Genomic DNA, 15,205 nt, shown 5'->3' on the forward strand with positions numbered 1-15,205 from the left:
TCGTAGTACCAACGAAATAAAACAATCGAAGATCAGGAGGAACGACGATGGCCCAAACGGCCCTGCAGCGCTCGGTCCAACATTCACCTGCCGACAGCAGAAGTGCAGTCCGTCAGATCCTCGACCGCGTGCGGGTGGACGGGCGCGACGCACTGACCGCCCCTGAAGGCCGCCTCGTCTGTGACGCTTACGGCATTCCGGTGCCGAAGGAGGCCCTCGCGACGTCGGCGCAGGACGCCGTACAGGCGGCCGAGAACATGGGCTTTCCCGTCGTTCTCAAGATCGTGTCTCCTGACATCTTGCATAAGACGGAAGCTGGCGGCGTCATTGTCGGCGTCTCTTCCGCGCAGGCTGTGGCCGACGGCTACGAGACTATCCTGGCCAACGCAAAGCGTTACAAGGCCGATGCCCGGATCGATGGCGTACAAGTTCAGCAGATGCTCATCGGGGGCACCGAGGTCATCATCGGTGCGGTCACCGATGACTCCTTCGGCAAGCTCGTGGCCTTCGGGCTCGGCGGCGTGCTGGTCGAGGTGCTGAAAGACATCACGTTCCGGCTGGCACCCGCCACGCGCGAAGATGCGCTCTCGATGCTCGACGGCATTCAAGCCGCTGAGATGCTGAAGGGTGTGCGAGGGTCGGATGCGGTTGACCGCGAGGCGCTGGCGGACATTATCGTCAAGGTCTCACAACTCATCACCGATTTCCCGGAAATCTCCGAACTCGACCTCAATCCGGTCTTCGCAACCGCACGCGACGCGACTGCCGCGGACGTGCGGATCGTGGTGGACTTCGCGCAGCGCCCCAAGCCTCAAACCCGGTCGCATGACGAGATCGTGGCTGGGATGAACCGGATCATGCGTCCCGACGCAGTGGCGGTGATCGGCGCCTCCGCAGAGGATGGCAAGATCGGCAATTCCGTGATGAAGAACCTCATCAATGGCGGCTACAAAGGCACGATCTATCCGGTTCACCCGAAAGCGGACACCATCCTGGGCATCAAGGCTTACAGATCGGTGAGGGACTTGCCGGGTCCGGTGGACGTCGCCGTCTTCGCCATCCCTGCTCAATTCGTGGCCGCGGCGCTCACCGAGTGCGGCGAAAAGGGTATTGCGGGGGCAGTTCTTATCCCGTCCGGATTTGCCGAGACCGGGAACGAGGCGGGACAGCACGAGCTCCAAGAGATCGGCCGCCGCTACAACATCCGCCTCATGGGGCCGAACATCTACGGCTTCTACTACATGGCCAAGAACCTGTGTGCGACCTTCTGCACGCCCTTCGACGTCCAGGGCCAGGCGGCGCTGTCGTCCCAGTCCGGTGGAATCGGAATGGCCATCATCGGCTTCTCGCGTTCGACCAAGATGGGCGTCTCGGCGATCGTAGGACTCGGGAACAAGTCGGACATCGACGAGGACGATCTGCTCACGTTCTTCGAACAGGACGACTCGACCCGTGTGATCGCGCAGCATTGCGAGGATCTGAAAGACGGCCGCAGCTTCGCGGAGGCTGCCCGCCGCGTCTCGAAGAAGAAGCCGGTCATCGTGCTGAAGGCTGGCCGGACCTCGGCAGGGGCGAAGGCGGCAAGTTCCCATACAGGAGCGCTTGCCGGCAATGACAAGATCTACGAGGACGTATTCAAACAGTGCGGCGTCATCCGAGCCCGCTCGCTGCGTCAGCTCCTCGAATTCGCCCGAGGCGTGCCGGTCCTGCCGACGCCCAAAGGCGAGAACGTGTTGATCATCACGGGCGCTGGTGGCTCCGGCGTTCTCCTGTCGGATGCCGTCGTCGACAACGGCCTGTCGCTCATGGCGATGCCAGACGATCTCGATGCCGCGTTCCGCAGGTTCATCCCGCCCTTCGGCGCGGCGGGCAACCCCGTCGACATCACGGGCGGCGAGCCTCCGGTTACCTACCAGAACACCATTCGCCTCGGGCTTGAGGACGAGCGGATCCACGCGCTCATCCTGGGCTACTGGCACACCATCATCACGCCTCCGATGGTCTTTGCTAAGAACGTCGTCGAGGTTCGCGACGAGATGCGCGCCAAGGGCATCGAGAAGCCGATCGTTGCCTCGCTCGCGGGCGATGTGCAGGTCGAGGAGGCCTCGCAGTACCTCTACGATCACGGCATCCCAGCCTACGCCTATTCGACTGAATTGCCCGTCGAGGTGCTGGGGGCCAAGTACAAGTGGGCGCGCGGCGCCGGCCACCTCTAGGCAAGGCCGAGCCACCGCCGCGCTGGGGGAGCTTGCACCCAGCTTACTCATGGCGGGATTGATGCACAGCGGGACGAAAGTGAATCGGCTCAGAGCTCACTTTCGTCCTACTGGCGATTGGGATCGGCTCTGAAGGTTCGGACGCCAGCAACTATCTGCATTCAGCACTGCCGTTACAGCTTTGGCGGCAATGGGCACAAGGCTTCCGGAACGCTGCCATAATAGCCACTGCCGCAGGACGTCTGACTTGTGGGGTCGTTGCGCAAGGCATGAGCGATCCGGAGCCCGATGCGGTTTTTCGAGAGAGGCTACTCCGCGTCGTCAGCGAGGAGCTCCGTCCCTTTGGCGGGAAGGCGACCGGGCCTGAGCTTGACGCGACTGGCCGTCAGTATGAACCGCTGAAGGGACTTGAGGCAGCCGGAGGCCGTCCCACTTCGAAGCTGCCGGAAGATTTGTGGAAGAAGCGCTAAGACTGCAGCAGACGTGAGGTGACGACCTGTTGCGAAACCGCCATCGCTTGGCTTCAGTGCTATGGATAGGTTCGTCGGATCGCTAGAGCCGATCCGTGCGCACCATCTGCAACAGCTTCATCACAGTTGCCGTAGGTTGTCCGGCCGTCGTCGGCGTCGCGCCTGTGAGCCGAACGCAATTCGTCTGCTTCGGAGTAGATCCGCCGCAAAGACGGGCAGGCCTCTGCCGACGGAAACTGTGTGAAAACGCCGAAGGAACGGATTCCTGCGGGGGGGGGGCATGTGATGGGCGAGCAACACTGATCCGCCTCCACGAGAATCAGCCGACCACAGTGAACGTGGGTTCGGCGACAGATCGAGCCGGGAGATCGTTAGATCACGGTTTTCGGAGGCTCGAAACAATGGCCGCAGCTCTCGATGTCGCGAGCAAACCTGAAGCCTCTTTCTAGAACAAGCTGGCTCGCGCGCTCGGCGTCTCGCAGCTCTAGCGCCTCGATAATCGCTCCATAGGCGGCCCTCAAATATCCGAGATTGATGCTCTGGCGGAAAATCGTCTCATGAATGCTCCGCAAATGCAGCAAGAGATGGTCGAGCATGGACAGGATCTCCCCGCATTGAGCGAGCGTGGCGGCATGGCGGCAGAACCGCCATCGAGCCTCAAAGTAGCGGTGATATCCGCTCGGAGGATCTACCTCATAGAAGGCGCTGAAGCTCGCACGAAGCGCGCCGAGCTGCGCCTCCGTCGCTTTGGCGCATGCCAACCGGACAGCCATGCTCTCCAGTGCAGCACAGGCATAGACCATCTCGATGATCTCACGCCTGGTCTTCTTAACAACGAACACGCCGTGTCGCGGCCGCCGACGTACGAACCCCTGGTGTTCCAGGATTGTCAGAGCCTCTCGGATGGGCGTGCGGCTGACACCAAGATCCCTCGACAGTTTGCACTCATCAAGCTGCAGCTCGCCTGGATGATCATAGATGCGCAGTTCGGCAATCTCGCCCATCAAAGCTTTATAGGCCAGAGCGCGCAAACCTGAATCAGGGTAGATTGGAGCCGCATCGCCTAAGAAACTATCTAACGCGAACACCATCCCAACTCCACAGCGAGATCAAGGTTCGTCCGAGTCTGGCCAGGCACCTTCTGTCACGATGACGTCCATGGGAATGTCGTGCGCCTGCGGGTAAATCGTCGCGAGCCGCGCAAGGGCAAAGCCGACGCCAATGACCAGTGGCTTCGTTGGCCTGGACGCGATGGTCCGGTCATAGAAGCCGCCACCATACCCGAGGCGGTACCCGGCTGGATCGAAGCCGACGAGCGGCGCTATCAGAACGTCTGGATCCACGGCCTCGCCCTCAGCGGGAATGGGTATGTTCCAGACGCCTCGGACCAGGCGTTCGCCAGGCGACCAGGCGCGAAACTGTAGGGGACGCCCCTTCTCCACGACGACCGGGAGCGCCAGTCGTGTTCCCTTACCACGCAGCTCTGTCAAAAGTGGTCTGGCATCGAACTCGCCCCTGAAGGGCCAGTAGAAGCCGATGGATGTGCCTGACGCTGAGGGTAGTGCGGCTTCAAGTGCCCGGCTGATGCGGTCGCCCCAGGCGGCGCGGTCCTGGGCAGAGATGCTGACCCGTTGCTCAATAAGAGCGGCTCGGGTTTCCTTTCGCCACCGCCGCACGCTCGGCCAGTCGGATGAGGAGACTTCGGAGGCGCGCGGTTCGGAAGGTTGCGCCTCCATCTTCGGGCTGATGAAGTCGGGATCGAGCTCATGCATGAAGCAGGGTGGAGAGCTGTACTCGCCGAACTTAGGAAGTTCGGGAGCCGCAGAATCCGGCGGCATCTCAGGCGGCTTGATTAAACGACCAACCATGATGCGCTCCCTCACTACGGTGTATCGGCACGCCCCTCGGTGAGCTTGGCTAAGCGCTCTCTCAAGACCTTCAACTCGGTGAAGCGGATTGTGACATCGCGCATCACCGCGACCATGCCGATCATCGCCCCCTGCTCATCTTTGAGCGGCACGATGGTGAACTCCAGCGAGATCTGCCGCCCATCCTTACGGATGCCGGGGACGGATAGGAGAGCGCCCTCACCATAGCGGCTCTCCCCCGTCGCCATGGTCTTGCGGTACCCCTCCCAGTGGCGCTTGCGCAGCCGTTCGGGCGTGATGATGTCGAGCGATTGGCCGACTGCCTCGTCGGCCGTGTAGCCGAAGATGCGCTCGGCTCCCGGGTTCCAGATGTGGATAACACCATCGCCGTCGGAGGCAATCACCGCATCTGCGGAGGCAGACAGAATGGCGTCAGCCACAATACGAGTGTAGTCCACGCAGGCGCTCCTCCGGCTGTGGCGCCGCTCACCTAAAGGAGCGGCGCCATCGTGCTCACGCCGCCTGCCGCGGTTCTTCGATCAGCTCATCCGCCGGACCGAAGAACTCGAAGCGAATACGCTCGGCCGGGATGCCCTGCCGCTGAAGCCCGGTTACCAGCGCGCTGAGGAACGGCTTGGGACCGCAGAGATAATAGGTGGCCTCCTCACGGGGCGTCTGCGCCACGAGCCAGTCTGCGCTGATCAGGCCGGTTGCGTCGTAGTGATCGCCCTGCCGATCATGCGCCTCCGGCTCCGCGTAGAAGGTGTGTAACCGGACCTTCTCGTTGCCGGCGGTCAGCGCCTTCGCGTGATCACGCATCGCGTGCACACGGCCGTTGAGCGCCCCGTGGACGTACCAGGTCGGCCGGTCCGGGCTCTCCGCCGCGATGGTCTCCAGCATGCTGATCATCGGGGTCAGCCCGACGCCGCCGCTGACAAGCACAACCGGGGCGTTCGACGCCCGGTCGAGGAAGAAGTCACCGGCCGGTGGTGCCGCGCGAAGCACCGTCCCGTATCTGGCGTGATCGTGCAGCCAGTTCGAGACGATCCCGGCCGGCTCGTCTGCCGCGCCCTCGCGCTTGACGGTGATGCGGTAGGCCCGGTCGTTCGGCGCGCAGGAGATCGAGTAGTTCCGCTTCAGGACACCGCGCCCCGGCAGGTCGAAGAGGAAACCGAGATACTGCCCCGGCTGGTGGCGCAGCACCGGGCCGCCATCGGCAGGCACCAGGACGAAGGAGCGGATCGTCTCGCTCTCCCGCGCCACGCTCTCGACCACAAAGTCACGCCAGCCGTTCCAGCCGCCCGGCTTGGCCGCGAGATCGCGATAGATCGTGGCCTCCCGCCCGATCAGCAGTTCCGCCAGGAACCAGTATGCCTCGCCCCAGGCCGCGCAGATCTCAGGCGTGGCAGCCTCCCCGAGCACGTCGCCGATCGCGCCCAGCAGGGCATCGGCCACGTAGGGGTAGTGCTCCGGCAGAATGTTCAGCGCGACATGCTTCTGCGCGATGCGCTCGACCGCCCCCGCGAGGACGCCGAGATTGTCGATGTTGCGCGCATAGGCGAGCACCGCCTGGGCCAGGGCTTTCGGCTGCGAGCCGGTCTCGCCGTGATGGGACTGGTTGAAGAGGTCGCGGATCGCCGCGTTCTGGAAGAGGCGCTCGTACATGCGCTTCGTGATGGTCAGGCCGTGAGCCTCAAGGGCCGGCACGGTGGCCTTGATGATCGCGACGGTGGCGGGAGCGAGTGGGGTCGGCATCAGCAGCTCACAAAGGTGTATGTGCGTTGCATCTTATGCCGCTCTGGCTTTAAAGATGCAAGCGAGATATACCTTCATTTCACACAGGGTACGCGATGCGTCTGACCCGCTACACAGACTACGCCCTACGCACGCTGATATACGTCGGCCTGCATGAGCCGCGGCAGAGTTCGATCGCCGCGATCGCGCGCGCCTATGGCATCTCGGAGAACCACCTGACCAAGGTGGTGCATCAACTCGGCCGCGTAGGGCTGATCCGGACTATCCGTGGCCGTGGCGGCGGCTTACGGCTTGGCAGGCCGGCTGCCGAGATCGTCATCGGCGCGGTCGTGCGGCAGACTGAGGACGATCTCGCGCTCGTTGAGTGCTTCGCGAGCGGGGTCTGCGCGATCACAGCGTCGTGCCGCCTGAAGCGAGCACTCGGAGAGGCTTTGGGTGCGTTCCTGGCCGTGCTCGACGGCTACACACTGGCGGACCTGCTGGCAGATGAGGCAGGATCGGAGATCTCGCGGCTCCTGAGTCTACAGGTAGAACTCGCCCCATAATAGTACGAGGTTGGGATCGCGTCGCGCCTCATGGCGCACTCTCTCGGCCTCGACACTCGCCGCAGTGAGAGCTTGCTCCAGCGCCCGCCGCTGAATCCGCCGAGCGCTGTTTGAGAGAGGGGCCCGCCTGCTGGCGCAAACCGTGTCTCAAGCCGCGACCGGCGTGGGCCGGTCGACAGCGTGAACCGATGCCGAGCGCTCCAACATAGCAAGCAGATACGAGCAACCACCAAGCGATCGGCAAGGCGATCGCGTCAGCGTCGACGGACCATCCGAGCGATTACATGCCCGTGCCCGGCGAGACTTCTGGAGGATTTTCGACCGTCGCCGGAGAGGGAATGCCACTCATCCGCCGCCAGATTGGCCTGCCGGTCTATCGTGACCGCGTCCTCGTCGGAGCGTGCGGCATCATCGGAAGCGAGACCGATGGGGCGGACGAAACGTGTCCTCGACCCGAACTGCCGCGCTCCCTGAAGTGCGCTCCAACCCCTGACCATGCCGCGGAGGTTCGAACCGCGTCATCATCGGCCGTGGCCGACCTATTGAGGTCGAGACGCCAACTCACTGGCCGCTCAAGCAAAAGGCGGGGAGTGGCGTCGGCGCGGACCCAGAGGCGCGCCTGATCGGCACCGCTCTTGGTGATAGTCCAGGGCTTCGCGCTATCCGGGCCGATGGTGCCAGCCGCCGCAGCTGATCGGCGTGTCCTAATCCCGGAGCCGCGTCAGAGGGCTCTAGCGAGGCCCGCCTCAAGACCGAGCGCGCTGGCCGTCTGCTGAGAAAGGCGCACACCGGTCGTCTCGACTTCCGCGTCTGCCTTCACTGCCCGACGCACGATGGCGAGCGCATCGTCCTCTGAGGTCGTGATCGCGGCGTAGAACATCACCAGATGCCCGGATTGCTCCGCGTCATCGGGGCGCGTGACCTTGAGGATGTATCCAGTCTGATTGGGTTCAATCATTGCCGCATCGGAAGAGTGGGCATCGGCATTCGGCATTGCGGTGTCCTACAATCTCAAGCGTCGTGTTTGCGGCCACGTGCTCGCGGTAGCGTGCGATGACGGCTTCGGATGAGCCGCCGAGCATCAGCATCGTCATGGCCTCGGCTGCGGCGTTGATCTTCTCCATGACCATCGACTGTGCCTCAGCGCAGCCTTCGCTGCCGCCACAGGCGAGACGCACCAGCCGCAATTCGATGACGCGTTGCGACTCGATCGCGAGCATCAGGAATGACAGGAAAGGGCTATGCACGTCAGGTTCCGGGTTTCGGCCGATGCGGCAAAGCTCAAACGCGGCCGGACCGCAGAATGATCCGGTATGAGAACGCATGGCAGCTCCGCCCGCTTGAGCCCGCCTTAATAAAACGGGCGCGGTGTGCCATATCTGGCCGATGAGTATGCCAGAACGCCTCCGCCAAGCTGTCGTCGCCCGTTTTGGTCCAATGAGCAAATCATTGGAGCAGCAGTTTCATACCCGTGAGAACATGATCATCGCGTTGGAGCGCCGAGGATACCGGCCCCGCGGGAAAACCGATGAGCAGATCGTTCAGATGATCAAGCGCGGGGTATGAGAGACGCCGTTGCCTCTCAGCTCACGCGGTGATGCTCGCGGCGTTCTGTTCATATGGGTGAACTACAGCGCTTCCATAAAGCTCACCCGACAGGGCGCCACTCTCGGAGCGAGAGAGTCCACGCCTGGGTATCGTGGTATCCGACAAATGCGGTGTGGATCCGACTTTGAACAAGCCTGTAGGCTCTGCATGTCACGCCAGTACCAGCGCATGCCGATAGGGGCCGGCCTCAGGCTGAATATGATCCGGTTCTTGTAATAAAGCAGTCCTTCGGGCCGGGTGACACCGGCCGCGTCGAAGGGCTTCCCGAGGCCGAGAAGCGTCTTCAAACCGTAGCCGGTGTGCACCTGCATCCCCAGCATGATGACGAAGAGGTCGGGACAGGCGCTGCAATCTGGGGCCTCTCGGCGTACCGCTGTCATACCCGTCGGCCCCTTCACACCAGTGCTGTCCGGACCCTCGATCGTTCAGAGCCGGCCCGATAACCGGCAAACCGGCTGACGCTCAGGGAGGCGTCCCGATCGGCCGTGTCGAGGCGCGATCCCAAACCCGGCGCGGTCGTCAGCCGGGTAGCCCGGCCACGCGCAGGTGCTGGCTGAACCGCTCCGCCATGCCTTGGTCATGCCGGTAAGCGTTCGCCACTCTCGGAAGAGCGAGGCTGAACCCTGCGCTCCGTTGCAAGAGATCCGAGATCCACGTTGACGCTTCATCCCTGCGTCCCAGAGCGACGCATGAGGCGGCTGCCATGACGTAAGCCATCAGGTAGCTCGGGCTCCTGAAGCTGGCCTCGGTTGCGTTCCGGACCGCCTCATCGAAGCGGTCCAGGGCATAGAGTGGGCTTGCGGCCACGCCCTGGAAGAAGCCGGGAGCCAAGGGGCTGAGGCCGATCGCGCGATCGATGCTGGCGAGTGCGGCGGCGTAGCGGCCCATCGCGGTTTGGGCCAGGCTGAGAAAGGCCAGAGCCAGGGCATCGCCAGGACTGAGAGCAACCCCGCGTTCGGCAGCGATCAAGGCCTCATCGCATCGGCCGGTCACCAGGAGCGCATAGCTCAGGGCGCGGTGGCCGACCGGTAGCGACGCATCGAGTTCCAGCCCATGACGGATTGCCTGCACGGCATCCACCAGACGCTCCGGGCCAGCTTCGCCGGAGATCGCCATGCCGGCATCCGTCGCGAGACAGAAGCCCCGCGCGATGTGCGCCGGTGCATAGGTGGGATCCAGGGCAACAGCCCGCTCAACCTCCTCCAGCGCCGCCGTGACGCCAGCGTGGCTGAACTGCAGCATGTGCGCGAGTGCCTGGAGCGTGAGCTCGTACACGTCGAGGCTTGCCGGTGGCCGACGCAGGCTCGCGGCCTGCTCGTGGCTCTGAAGGCCCGAGAACAAAGTACCGGCAATCCGCACCACCAGCTCGTCCTGCACCGCGTAGACCTCGCCCGCCGCAAAGGCGTAGCGTTCTGCCCAGACGTGGCTGTTCGAGGGGCCTTCCACGAGCTGCGCGTTGACGATCATGCGCTCGCCGGCACGCCGGATGCTGCCCTCAAGCACGTAGCGCACGTCGAGGAGCCGCGCGACATCCGCCGCCGTTCCGCCGCTCGACTTTGCTGCGAAGGAGCTTTGGCGAGCGATGACGGTGATGTTCCGATTGCGGGAAAGCTCAGTGATGATGTCTTCGGCAAAGCCCGCCCCCAAAGCCCCGTAGGCGCCTGGGCCGTCCGTGAATTCGTCGAAGGGCAGGACGGCGATGCTCGGCCAGAAGCTCGCTGGAGGCCTGACGTCACTGCGCACGGCGGCTGCGGGCTTGGTCTCGTCGGGCAGGACCAGCATGTAGCCGCGCCGAGGGATGGTTCGGATGAGGTCCCGCGCATCAGGACCCAGAACCTTGCGTATCTCTGAGATGCACTGGGTGAGGGAATCTTCAGTGACGATAACGCCGGGCCAGCAATCAGTGAGGAGCGCATCCTTGCTGACGAGATCGCCCGCGCTTGCAGCAAGTCGCCGCAACACGTCGAAGGAGCGAGGACGCAGCTCCCGCCGCTGCCCGTCGTGCCCGACGACCTGCTCGCGCCGGAGATCGATTGCGACGTCGGAGAGCGTGATGCCGTCGATCATCGAAGACCGATCTGTGTCGACCGTGTACCGCAGATAGCAATCACCATACGTCGGGAAACTCAAGGCGAACGGCCGCCATCCAAGCGTCAGGACGCAGAATCACGCGCGCCTTGAGCCGCCAATGATCCTGCCGCTCGACAACCGCCATACGCGGTTCATCTAAAACGTCGCTCTGACCAGTGAAAATCCGGTGGCTCTTGCTAGAGGAACCGGCAGGGTTCTCCCTTTGCGGCTAAGCCGACGCCTTCCTCGGGACTGATCGAGAGGCTAACGGCAATGCCCCGCACTTCGTGCGGTCGGCACCAGCGGACCAGAGGCAGCAGATCCCAAGAAGTGGGCAGCGAAATCTCGAAATCTCAACACGATTTCAGAATCATTCGGAAAATTTCAGCGCCATTCAGCGATCCTGCCAGGACGTTCAGCATCAACCATGGTGATCTGCAGTTTGAAGGCCTACCCAATTCGCCTTCATGTTCACTGTGCAGATCGTGTCGAGAGATGGGCTCCGACCTGCGCCAGCCACTATAGGAGGTCGCATGAGCAAGGATATGCTGCTGCCCGTGATGATGGTTGGGCGGACCCTCACACCGAGAGGCAGCTCTATGGCGCTTGCCGCTATCATCTGTGCTGCAATGGCTCCTGCACTCGCAATGCCGATGGGCGGCAATTACACGGGGCACGTCGATAATCAGACATCGCACCCGCGTGGGCCGAACGAGGTGGAGATCCAGCAGACGGCCTCGGGAATGAATACGGGTCCCGGCACGCCGCTCGATGGCGCCAAGGTGCAGTGGGTCGAGACGGTGACGCTCAAGAATGGGCAGGGACCCGTCCATGGCACCATCACGTTCACCACGCCCTCCGGTGCAACATCAAGCGCCTACAAAGGCACGGCCACCACTGATCCTCAGGGGCGGGTTACTGCGCGAGGCACTTACCAAGTCACCAACAGCACCGGTGAGTTGGCCGGTGTGAAGGGCAACGGTAACTTTTCGGTTGCCTACACCTCGAAGGCGGACTTCACCGGAGAGTGGCGGGGTGAGGTGCAAATGCCCGGGCAGAACTCATCGAAGCGGTGACCACAAAGACGGCCTCTACAGGACAACGCAGTGGACTGTCTGCATGCCAGACAGTCGGTTTAGACGAACGGCCTTATGGGATGAGGCGCGGATATTACCCATAGCGATCAACTTGGGCGGCTCATCTCGAGTCAAAGCTCAGCACGAAGCGTGCCCGGCTCGGCCGAGACGACGGCGCAAGGTATCAAGCACAGCGGTTCATGAGCGATTTGACGAGACCGAATGGACGACCTGAGTTGGGCGTTCGCTTCTGGGAGGGTCTCGCGAGGTGCGGTCGTGTCCCGGGTGGTGGTGTAGCTCGCCGGTAGCGGGAGAGCCCGCCTGCGCGCCCCTCCCAGCGCTGTAGCAGGCGGGATCTCTCGCGGGGTGGTCATCGGCGGTTGCCGGGTAGGGTCGGGTTGCTGGCACCAACCTCAAACCCGAGAGACCCCCGATGACCGACGAGATGATGGCCCTGCGTGGGCTGATGGAGAAGAGCGCCGACACAGATCTCCTGCGCGAGATGATCGGCTTTGCGGCCGAACGCCTGATGGAGTTGGAGGTCGGCGGCCTGACCGGCGCGGCCCACGGCGAGAAGAGCGCCGAGCGGCTGGTCCAGCGCAACGGCTACCGGGACGGGACTGGCAGACGCGGGCTGGGACAGTCGAACTGCGCATCCCCAAGCTGCGTAAGGGCTCGTACTTCCCGGCTTTCTTGGAACCGCGCCGGATGGCTGAAAAGGCGCTCACGGCGGTGATCCAGGAGGCCTACATCCAGGGTATCTCGACCCGGTCCGTGGACGACTTGGTCCAAGCCATGGGTGGCACGGGCGTGTCGAAGAGCCAAGTCAGCCGGCTCTGCCAGGAGATCGACGAGCGGGTCGGCGCGTTCCTCGACCGTCCGCTCGAGGGCGAGTGGCCCTACCTCTGGATCGATGCGACCTACGTGAAGGTGCGCCAGGACGGACGCATCGTCTCGGTGGCGGTGATCGTGGCGGTGGGCGTCAACAGCGACGGCCGGCGTGAGGTGCTGGGCATGGATGTCGGTCCCTCCGAAGCCGAGACGTTCTGGACGGACTTTCTCCGCAAGCTGGCGCGCCGGGGCCTGCGCGGCGTGAAGCTGGTCATCTCGGATGCGCACGAGGGCATCAAGGCGTCAGTGGCCAAGATCATGAACGCGACCTGGCAGCGCTGCCGTGTCCACTTCATGCGCAACGTGCTCGCCCATGCCGGGCGCAGCGGGCGGCGCGTCGTCTCCGCCTTCATCGCCACGGCGTTCGCCCAGGATGACGCCGAGGCGGCCCGGCTCCAGTGGCGGCGCGTGGCCGATCAACTCCGGCCCAAGGTGCCCAAACTCGCCGCGCTGATGGACGAGGCCGAGCCGGACGTGCTGGCCTACATGGGCTTCCCCATCCAGCATCGGGTCAAGCTGCACTCCACGAACCCGCTGGAACGCCTGAACGGTGAGATCAAACGCCGGACCGAGGTGGTCGGCATCTTCCCCAACGAGGCGGCCATCACGCGCCTCGTGGGCGCGATCCTGCTGGAACAGAACGACGAGTGGGCCGTCCAGCGCTCGCGCTACATCACCCTGGAAAGCATCGCTCCGATCGGCGATGATCCCCTCGTCAGCCTGCCCACCCTGGCAGCCTGATCCTCCCGGCCCAAGCCGGTGATCGTGGTGGCTCTCAGCAAGCTACACCACGCCAGGGGAAACGACCCGAGGTGCCAGACACCCATTCGGGTGCCTTCATCGCTTCGTGTTGTGCTGCGAGGCCCCATATGCTTATCTCAGCGCGTCCTCAAGGCGATGCGGGAGAGCCCAGCCCGATCACAAGTCAGGTATGGCGCCGACGGAGCAACCACCCCCGGAAACTCTCAGGCACAATCACCGTATCGTTGGACGATCTGGAGAGAGGCACCGCACGGTGTCCACCGAAGGAGAAACCTCGCGTCTGCGACGTGAGGGAAACTCTCAGGTAAGCGCGACAGATGGGGGCAATCGGACACACCCGTGCGGTGCGTCCGGCGGTCTCGTCGCGGAGAGTCCAGATGCCGGCAACGGTCGCCGAGACCGCCCCCCTCGAACGCACGCCGCTCTATGATTTGCACCTGCGCCTGGGTGCGAGAATGGGGTCGTTCGCGGGTTACGCGATGCCCATCCAGTACCCGGGAGGTGTGCTGAAGGAGCACCTGCACACGCGCGCCGCCGCCGGGCTGTTCGACATATCGCATATGGGCCAGATCGCCCTGAGTTCTGACGATCCGGCTGAGGCCGCACGCTCTCTCGAAGCCATGGTTCCGGCCGATGTGGTCGGGCTGGCGCCGGGCCGGCAGTGCTACGGGCTCTTCACCGACGCGGCCGGCGGCAGCCTCGACGACCTGATGATCGCCAATTTCGGCGATCGCCTCGTTCTCGTGGTCAACGCCGCCAACAAGCGGGCGGACGCCGCGTACCTGCGGGCGCGCCTGCCCTCCGAGGTGGCCGTCGACGTTTTGGGCCGGGGGCTCCTTGCCCTGCAGGGTCCCGCTGCCGAAACCGTGCTCGCCGCGCTCGCCCCGGCGGTCGAAGACATGCGTTTCATGGACGCGCACCGGATCGAGGTCGTGGGCGCACCCTGCCTCGTGACCCGTTCGGGCTACACGGGCGAGGACGGCTTCGAGATCTCGACGCCGCGCGCAGCGACCGAAGCGGTCGCGGAGGCGCTGCTCGCCGATCCCGCGGTGCGGCCGATCGGCCTCGGCGCGCGCGACTCCCTGCGCCTAGAGGCCGGCCTCTGCCTGCACGGCACCGACATCGACGCGACCACGAGCCCCGTCGAGGCCGCTCTGACCTTCGCGATCTCGCCCGCCCGGCGTAGCGGCGGCAGCCGGGCTGGCGGTTTCCCGGGCGATACACGCATCCTGGCCGAGATAGCCGAGGGACCCGCGCGCCGCCGCGTCGGCCTGCTCCCGGAGGGGCGTGCGCCCGTGCGCGCCGGGGCGCTCCTCTTCGCCGAGATCGGCGCTGCCGCCCCCGCCGGCCGCGTCACCTCGGGCGGCTTCGGCCCGAGCCTCGGCGTGCCCGTGGCGATGGGCTACCTGCCTGCCGCGCTGACCGAGCCCGGCACCAGAGTCTTCGCGGAGGTGCGCGGCCAGCGCTTGCCGGTGGCCGTAGCACCCCTTCCCTTCGTCCCCGCCAGGTACAAACGCGGCTGATCTGGGAGATCATCATGCTGAGATTTACCGAGGATCACGAGTGGCTGCGGCTGGAGGACGGCGTCGCCACGGTCGGCATCACCGCGCACGCCGCCGAGATGCTTGGCGAACTCGTCTACGTCGCGTTGCCGAAGGTTGGGGCCCAGCTGACCAAGGGCGAGCCGGCCGCGGTGGTCGAGTCGGTCAAGGCAGCCTCCGACGTCTTCGCGCCGCTGGACGGCGAGGTGACGGAGGTGAACGAGGCGGCAGTCAACAATCCCGCCGGCGTCGGCGCTGATCCGCAGGGCGCGGGCTGGCTCTATCGGATGCGCCTCGCGGACCCGGCCGCGCTGGACGCACTCTTGGACGAGGCAGCCTACGGCGCCCTGGACAAGTAACTCTGCGCCGAATGGCCAGTCGTTTGACCGGCTGATCGCGACAG

General features: G+C 64.4%; 12 protein-coding genes, 1 pseudogene and 1 riboswitch. Of the genes and pseudogenes, 6 read left to right on the forward strand and 7 right to left on the reverse strand.

The window, feature by feature from the left end; all coding sequences use genetic code 11:
- Nucleotides 1-47: 47 nt before the first annotated feature.
- Nucleotides 48-2,216, forward strand: a complete 2,169-nt coding sequence (locus tag ACYCO6_RS21410; RefSeq protein WP_459763069.1) for an acetate--CoA ligase family protein — start codon at nucleotides 48-50, stop codon at nucleotides 2,214-2,216.
- Between the two features lie 841 nt (nucleotides 2,217-3,057).
- Here ACYCO6_RS21410 and ACYCO6_RS21415 read toward each other — a convergent pair.
- The 4 genes from ACYCO6_RS21415 to hmpA are packed head-to-tail and all read right to left on the reverse strand — an operon-like array spanning nucleotide 3,058 to nucleotide 6,309.
- Entirely contained in the window at nucleotides 3,058-3,777 is a 720-nt protein-coding gene (locus tag ACYCO6_RS21415; RefSeq protein ID WP_459763071.1) for a GntR family transcriptional regulator, read from the reverse strand.
- An 18-nt stretch (nucleotides 3,778-3,795) separates the two neighbouring features.
- The gene (locus ACYCO6_RS21420; RefSeq protein ID WP_459773647.1) at nucleotides 3,796-4,524 is read right to left on the reverse strand and encodes a 5-formyltetrahydrofolate cyclo-ligase; all 729 of its coding nucleotides are present in this window, start codon (nucleotides 4,522-4,524) and stop codon (nucleotides 3,796-3,798) included.
- Nucleotides 4,525-4,568: 44 nt separating this feature from the next.
- Nucleotides 4,569-5,012 (reverse strand): PAS domain-containing protein, encoded by a 444-nt coding sequence (locus tag ACYCO6_RS21425; protein WP_459763073.1) that lies wholly within the window; start codon nucleotides 5,010-5,012, stop codon nucleotides 4,569-4,571.
- A 55-nt stretch (nucleotides 5,013-5,067) separates the two neighbouring features.
- Nucleotides 5,068-6,309 (reverse strand): NO-inducible flavohemoprotein, encoded by a 1,242-nt coding sequence (hmpA, locus tag ACYCO6_RS21430; protein WP_459763075.1) that lies wholly within the window; start codon nucleotides 6,307-6,309, stop codon nucleotides 5,068-5,070.
- A 95-nt stretch (nucleotides 6,310-6,404) separates the two neighbouring features.
- On the opposite strand from hmpA, the gene ACYCO6_RS21435 reads away from it, so the two are divergent.
- Nucleotides 6,405-6,854: an Rrf2 family transcriptional regulator gene (locus ACYCO6_RS21435; protein WP_459763077.1), complete on the forward strand. Its 450-nt coding sequence runs from the start codon at nucleotides 6,405-6,407 to the stop codon at nucleotides 6,852-6,854.
- Between the two features lie 721 nt (nucleotides 6,855-7,575).
- On the opposite strand, the gene ACYCO6_RS21440 is transcribed toward ACYCO6_RS21435, so the two are convergent.
- The 3 genes from ACYCO6_RS21440 to ACYCO6_RS21450 all read right to left on the reverse strand — a co-directional run bounded on the left by ACYCO6_RS21440 (nucleotide 7,576) and on the right by ACYCO6_RS21450 (nucleotide 10,529).
- Complete coding sequence (locus ACYCO6_RS21440) at nucleotides 7,576-7,812, reverse strand: hypothetical protein (RefSeq protein ID WP_459763079.1); 237 nt, start codon at nucleotides 7,810-7,812, stop codon at nucleotides 7,576-7,578.
- Nucleotides 7,805-8,074 carry a hypothetical protein gene (locus ACYCO6_RS21445; protein ID WP_459773649.1) on the reverse strand — a complete coding sequence of 90 codons (270 nt, stop codon included), beginning with the start codon at nucleotides 8,072-8,074 and terminating at the stop codon, nucleotides 7,805-7,807. Before ACYCO6_RS21445 ends, ACYCO6_RS21440 begins: the two co-directional genes overlap by 8 nt.
- Nucleotides 8,075-8,981: 907 nt before the next feature.
- Nucleotides 8,982-10,529, reverse strand: coding sequence for a winged helix-turn-helix domain-containing tetratricopeptide repeat protein (locus tag ACYCO6_RS21450; protein WP_459763081.1), 1,548 nt, complete (start codon nucleotides 10,527-10,529; stop codon nucleotides 8,982-8,984).
- A gap of 536 nt (nucleotides 10,530-11,065) precedes the next feature.
- Here ACYCO6_RS21450 and ACYCO6_RS21455 point away from each other — a divergent pair.
- The 4 genes and pseudogenes from ACYCO6_RS21455 (at nucleotide 11,066) to gcvH (ending at nucleotide 15,161) form a co-directional block, all read left to right on the forward strand.
- Complete coding sequence (locus ACYCO6_RS21455) at nucleotides 11,066-11,608, forward strand: hypothetical protein (protein ID WP_459763083.1); 543 nt, start codon at nucleotides 11,066-11,068, stop codon at nucleotides 11,606-11,608.
- A gap of 433 nt (nucleotides 11,609-12,041) precedes the next feature.
- Nucleotides 12,042-13,240, forward strand: a pseudogene (locus ACYCO6_RS21460) (IS256 family transposase).
- Nucleotides 13,241-13,389: 149 nt separating this feature from the next.
- Nucleotides 13,390-13,490: riboswitch (glycine riboswitch) on the forward strand.
- Between the two features lie 148 nt (nucleotides 13,491-13,638).
- Nucleotides 13,639-14,784, forward strand: a complete 1,146-nt coding sequence (gene gcvT / locus ACYCO6_RS21465) for a glycine cleavage system aminomethyltransferase GcvT (protein ID WP_459763085.1) — start codon at nucleotides 13,639-13,641, stop codon at nucleotides 14,782-14,784.
- Nucleotides 14,785-14,798: 14 nt separating this feature from the next.
- On the forward strand, nucleotides 14,799-15,161 hold the full coding sequence (gene gcvH / locus ACYCO6_RS21470) for a glycine cleavage system protein GcvH (protein ID WP_459763087.1): 363 nt from the start codon (nucleotides 14,799-14,801) through the stop codon (nucleotides 15,159-15,161).
- Nucleotides 15,162-15,205: the final 44 nt, after the last annotated feature.

The sequence above is a fragment of the Methylobacterium sp. CM6257 genome (assembly GCF_054611515.1).

What these genes read in the sequence shown, in the direction of transcription:
- ACYCO6_RS21410 (WP_459763069.1), top strand. Translation starts at nt 48, where the DNA reads ATGGCCCAAACGGCCCTGCAGCGCTCGGTCCAACATTCACCTGCCGAC.
- ACYCO6_RS21415 (WP_459763071.1), bottom strand. Translation starts at nt 3,777, where the DNA reads ATGGTGTTCGCGTTAGATAGTTTCTTAGGCGATGCGGCTCCAATCTAC.
- ACYCO6_RS21420 (WP_459773647.1), bottom strand. Translation starts at nt 4,524, where the DNA reads ATGCCGCCGGATTCTGCGGCTCCCGAACTTCCTAAGTTCGGCGAGTAC.
- hmpA (WP_459763075.1), bottom strand. Translation starts at nt 6,309, where the DNA reads ATGCCGACCCCACTCGCTCCCGCCACCGTCGCGATCATCAAGGCCACC.
- ACYCO6_RS21435 (WP_459763077.1), top strand. Translation starts at nt 6,405, where the DNA reads ATGCGTCTGACCCGCTACACAGACTACGCCCTACGCACGCTGATATAC.
- ACYCO6_RS21440 (WP_459763079.1), bottom strand. Translation starts at nt 7,812, where the DNA reads ATGATTGAACCCAATCAGACTGGATACATCCTCAAGGTCACGCGCCCC.
- ACYCO6_RS21445 (WP_459773649.1), bottom strand. Translation starts at nt 8,074, where the DNA reads ATGCTCGCGATCGAGTCGCAACGCGTCATCGAATTGCGGCTGGTGCGT.
- ACYCO6_RS21450 (WP_459763081.1), bottom strand. Translation starts at nt 10,529, where the DNA reads ATGATCGACGGCATCACGCTCTCCGACGTCGCAATCGATCTCCGGCGC.
- ACYCO6_RS21455 (WP_459763083.1), top strand. Translation starts at nt 11,066, where the DNA reads ATGAGCAAGGATATGCTGCTGCCCGTGATGATGGTTGGGCGGACCCTC.
- gcvT (WP_459763085.1), top strand. Translation starts at nt 13,639, where the DNA reads ATGCCGGCAACGGTCGCCGAGACCGCCCCCCTCGAACGCACGCCGCTC.
- gcvH (WP_459763087.1), top strand. Translation starts at nt 14,799, where the DNA reads ATGCTGAGATTTACCGAGGATCACGAGTGGCTGCGGCTGGAGGACGGC.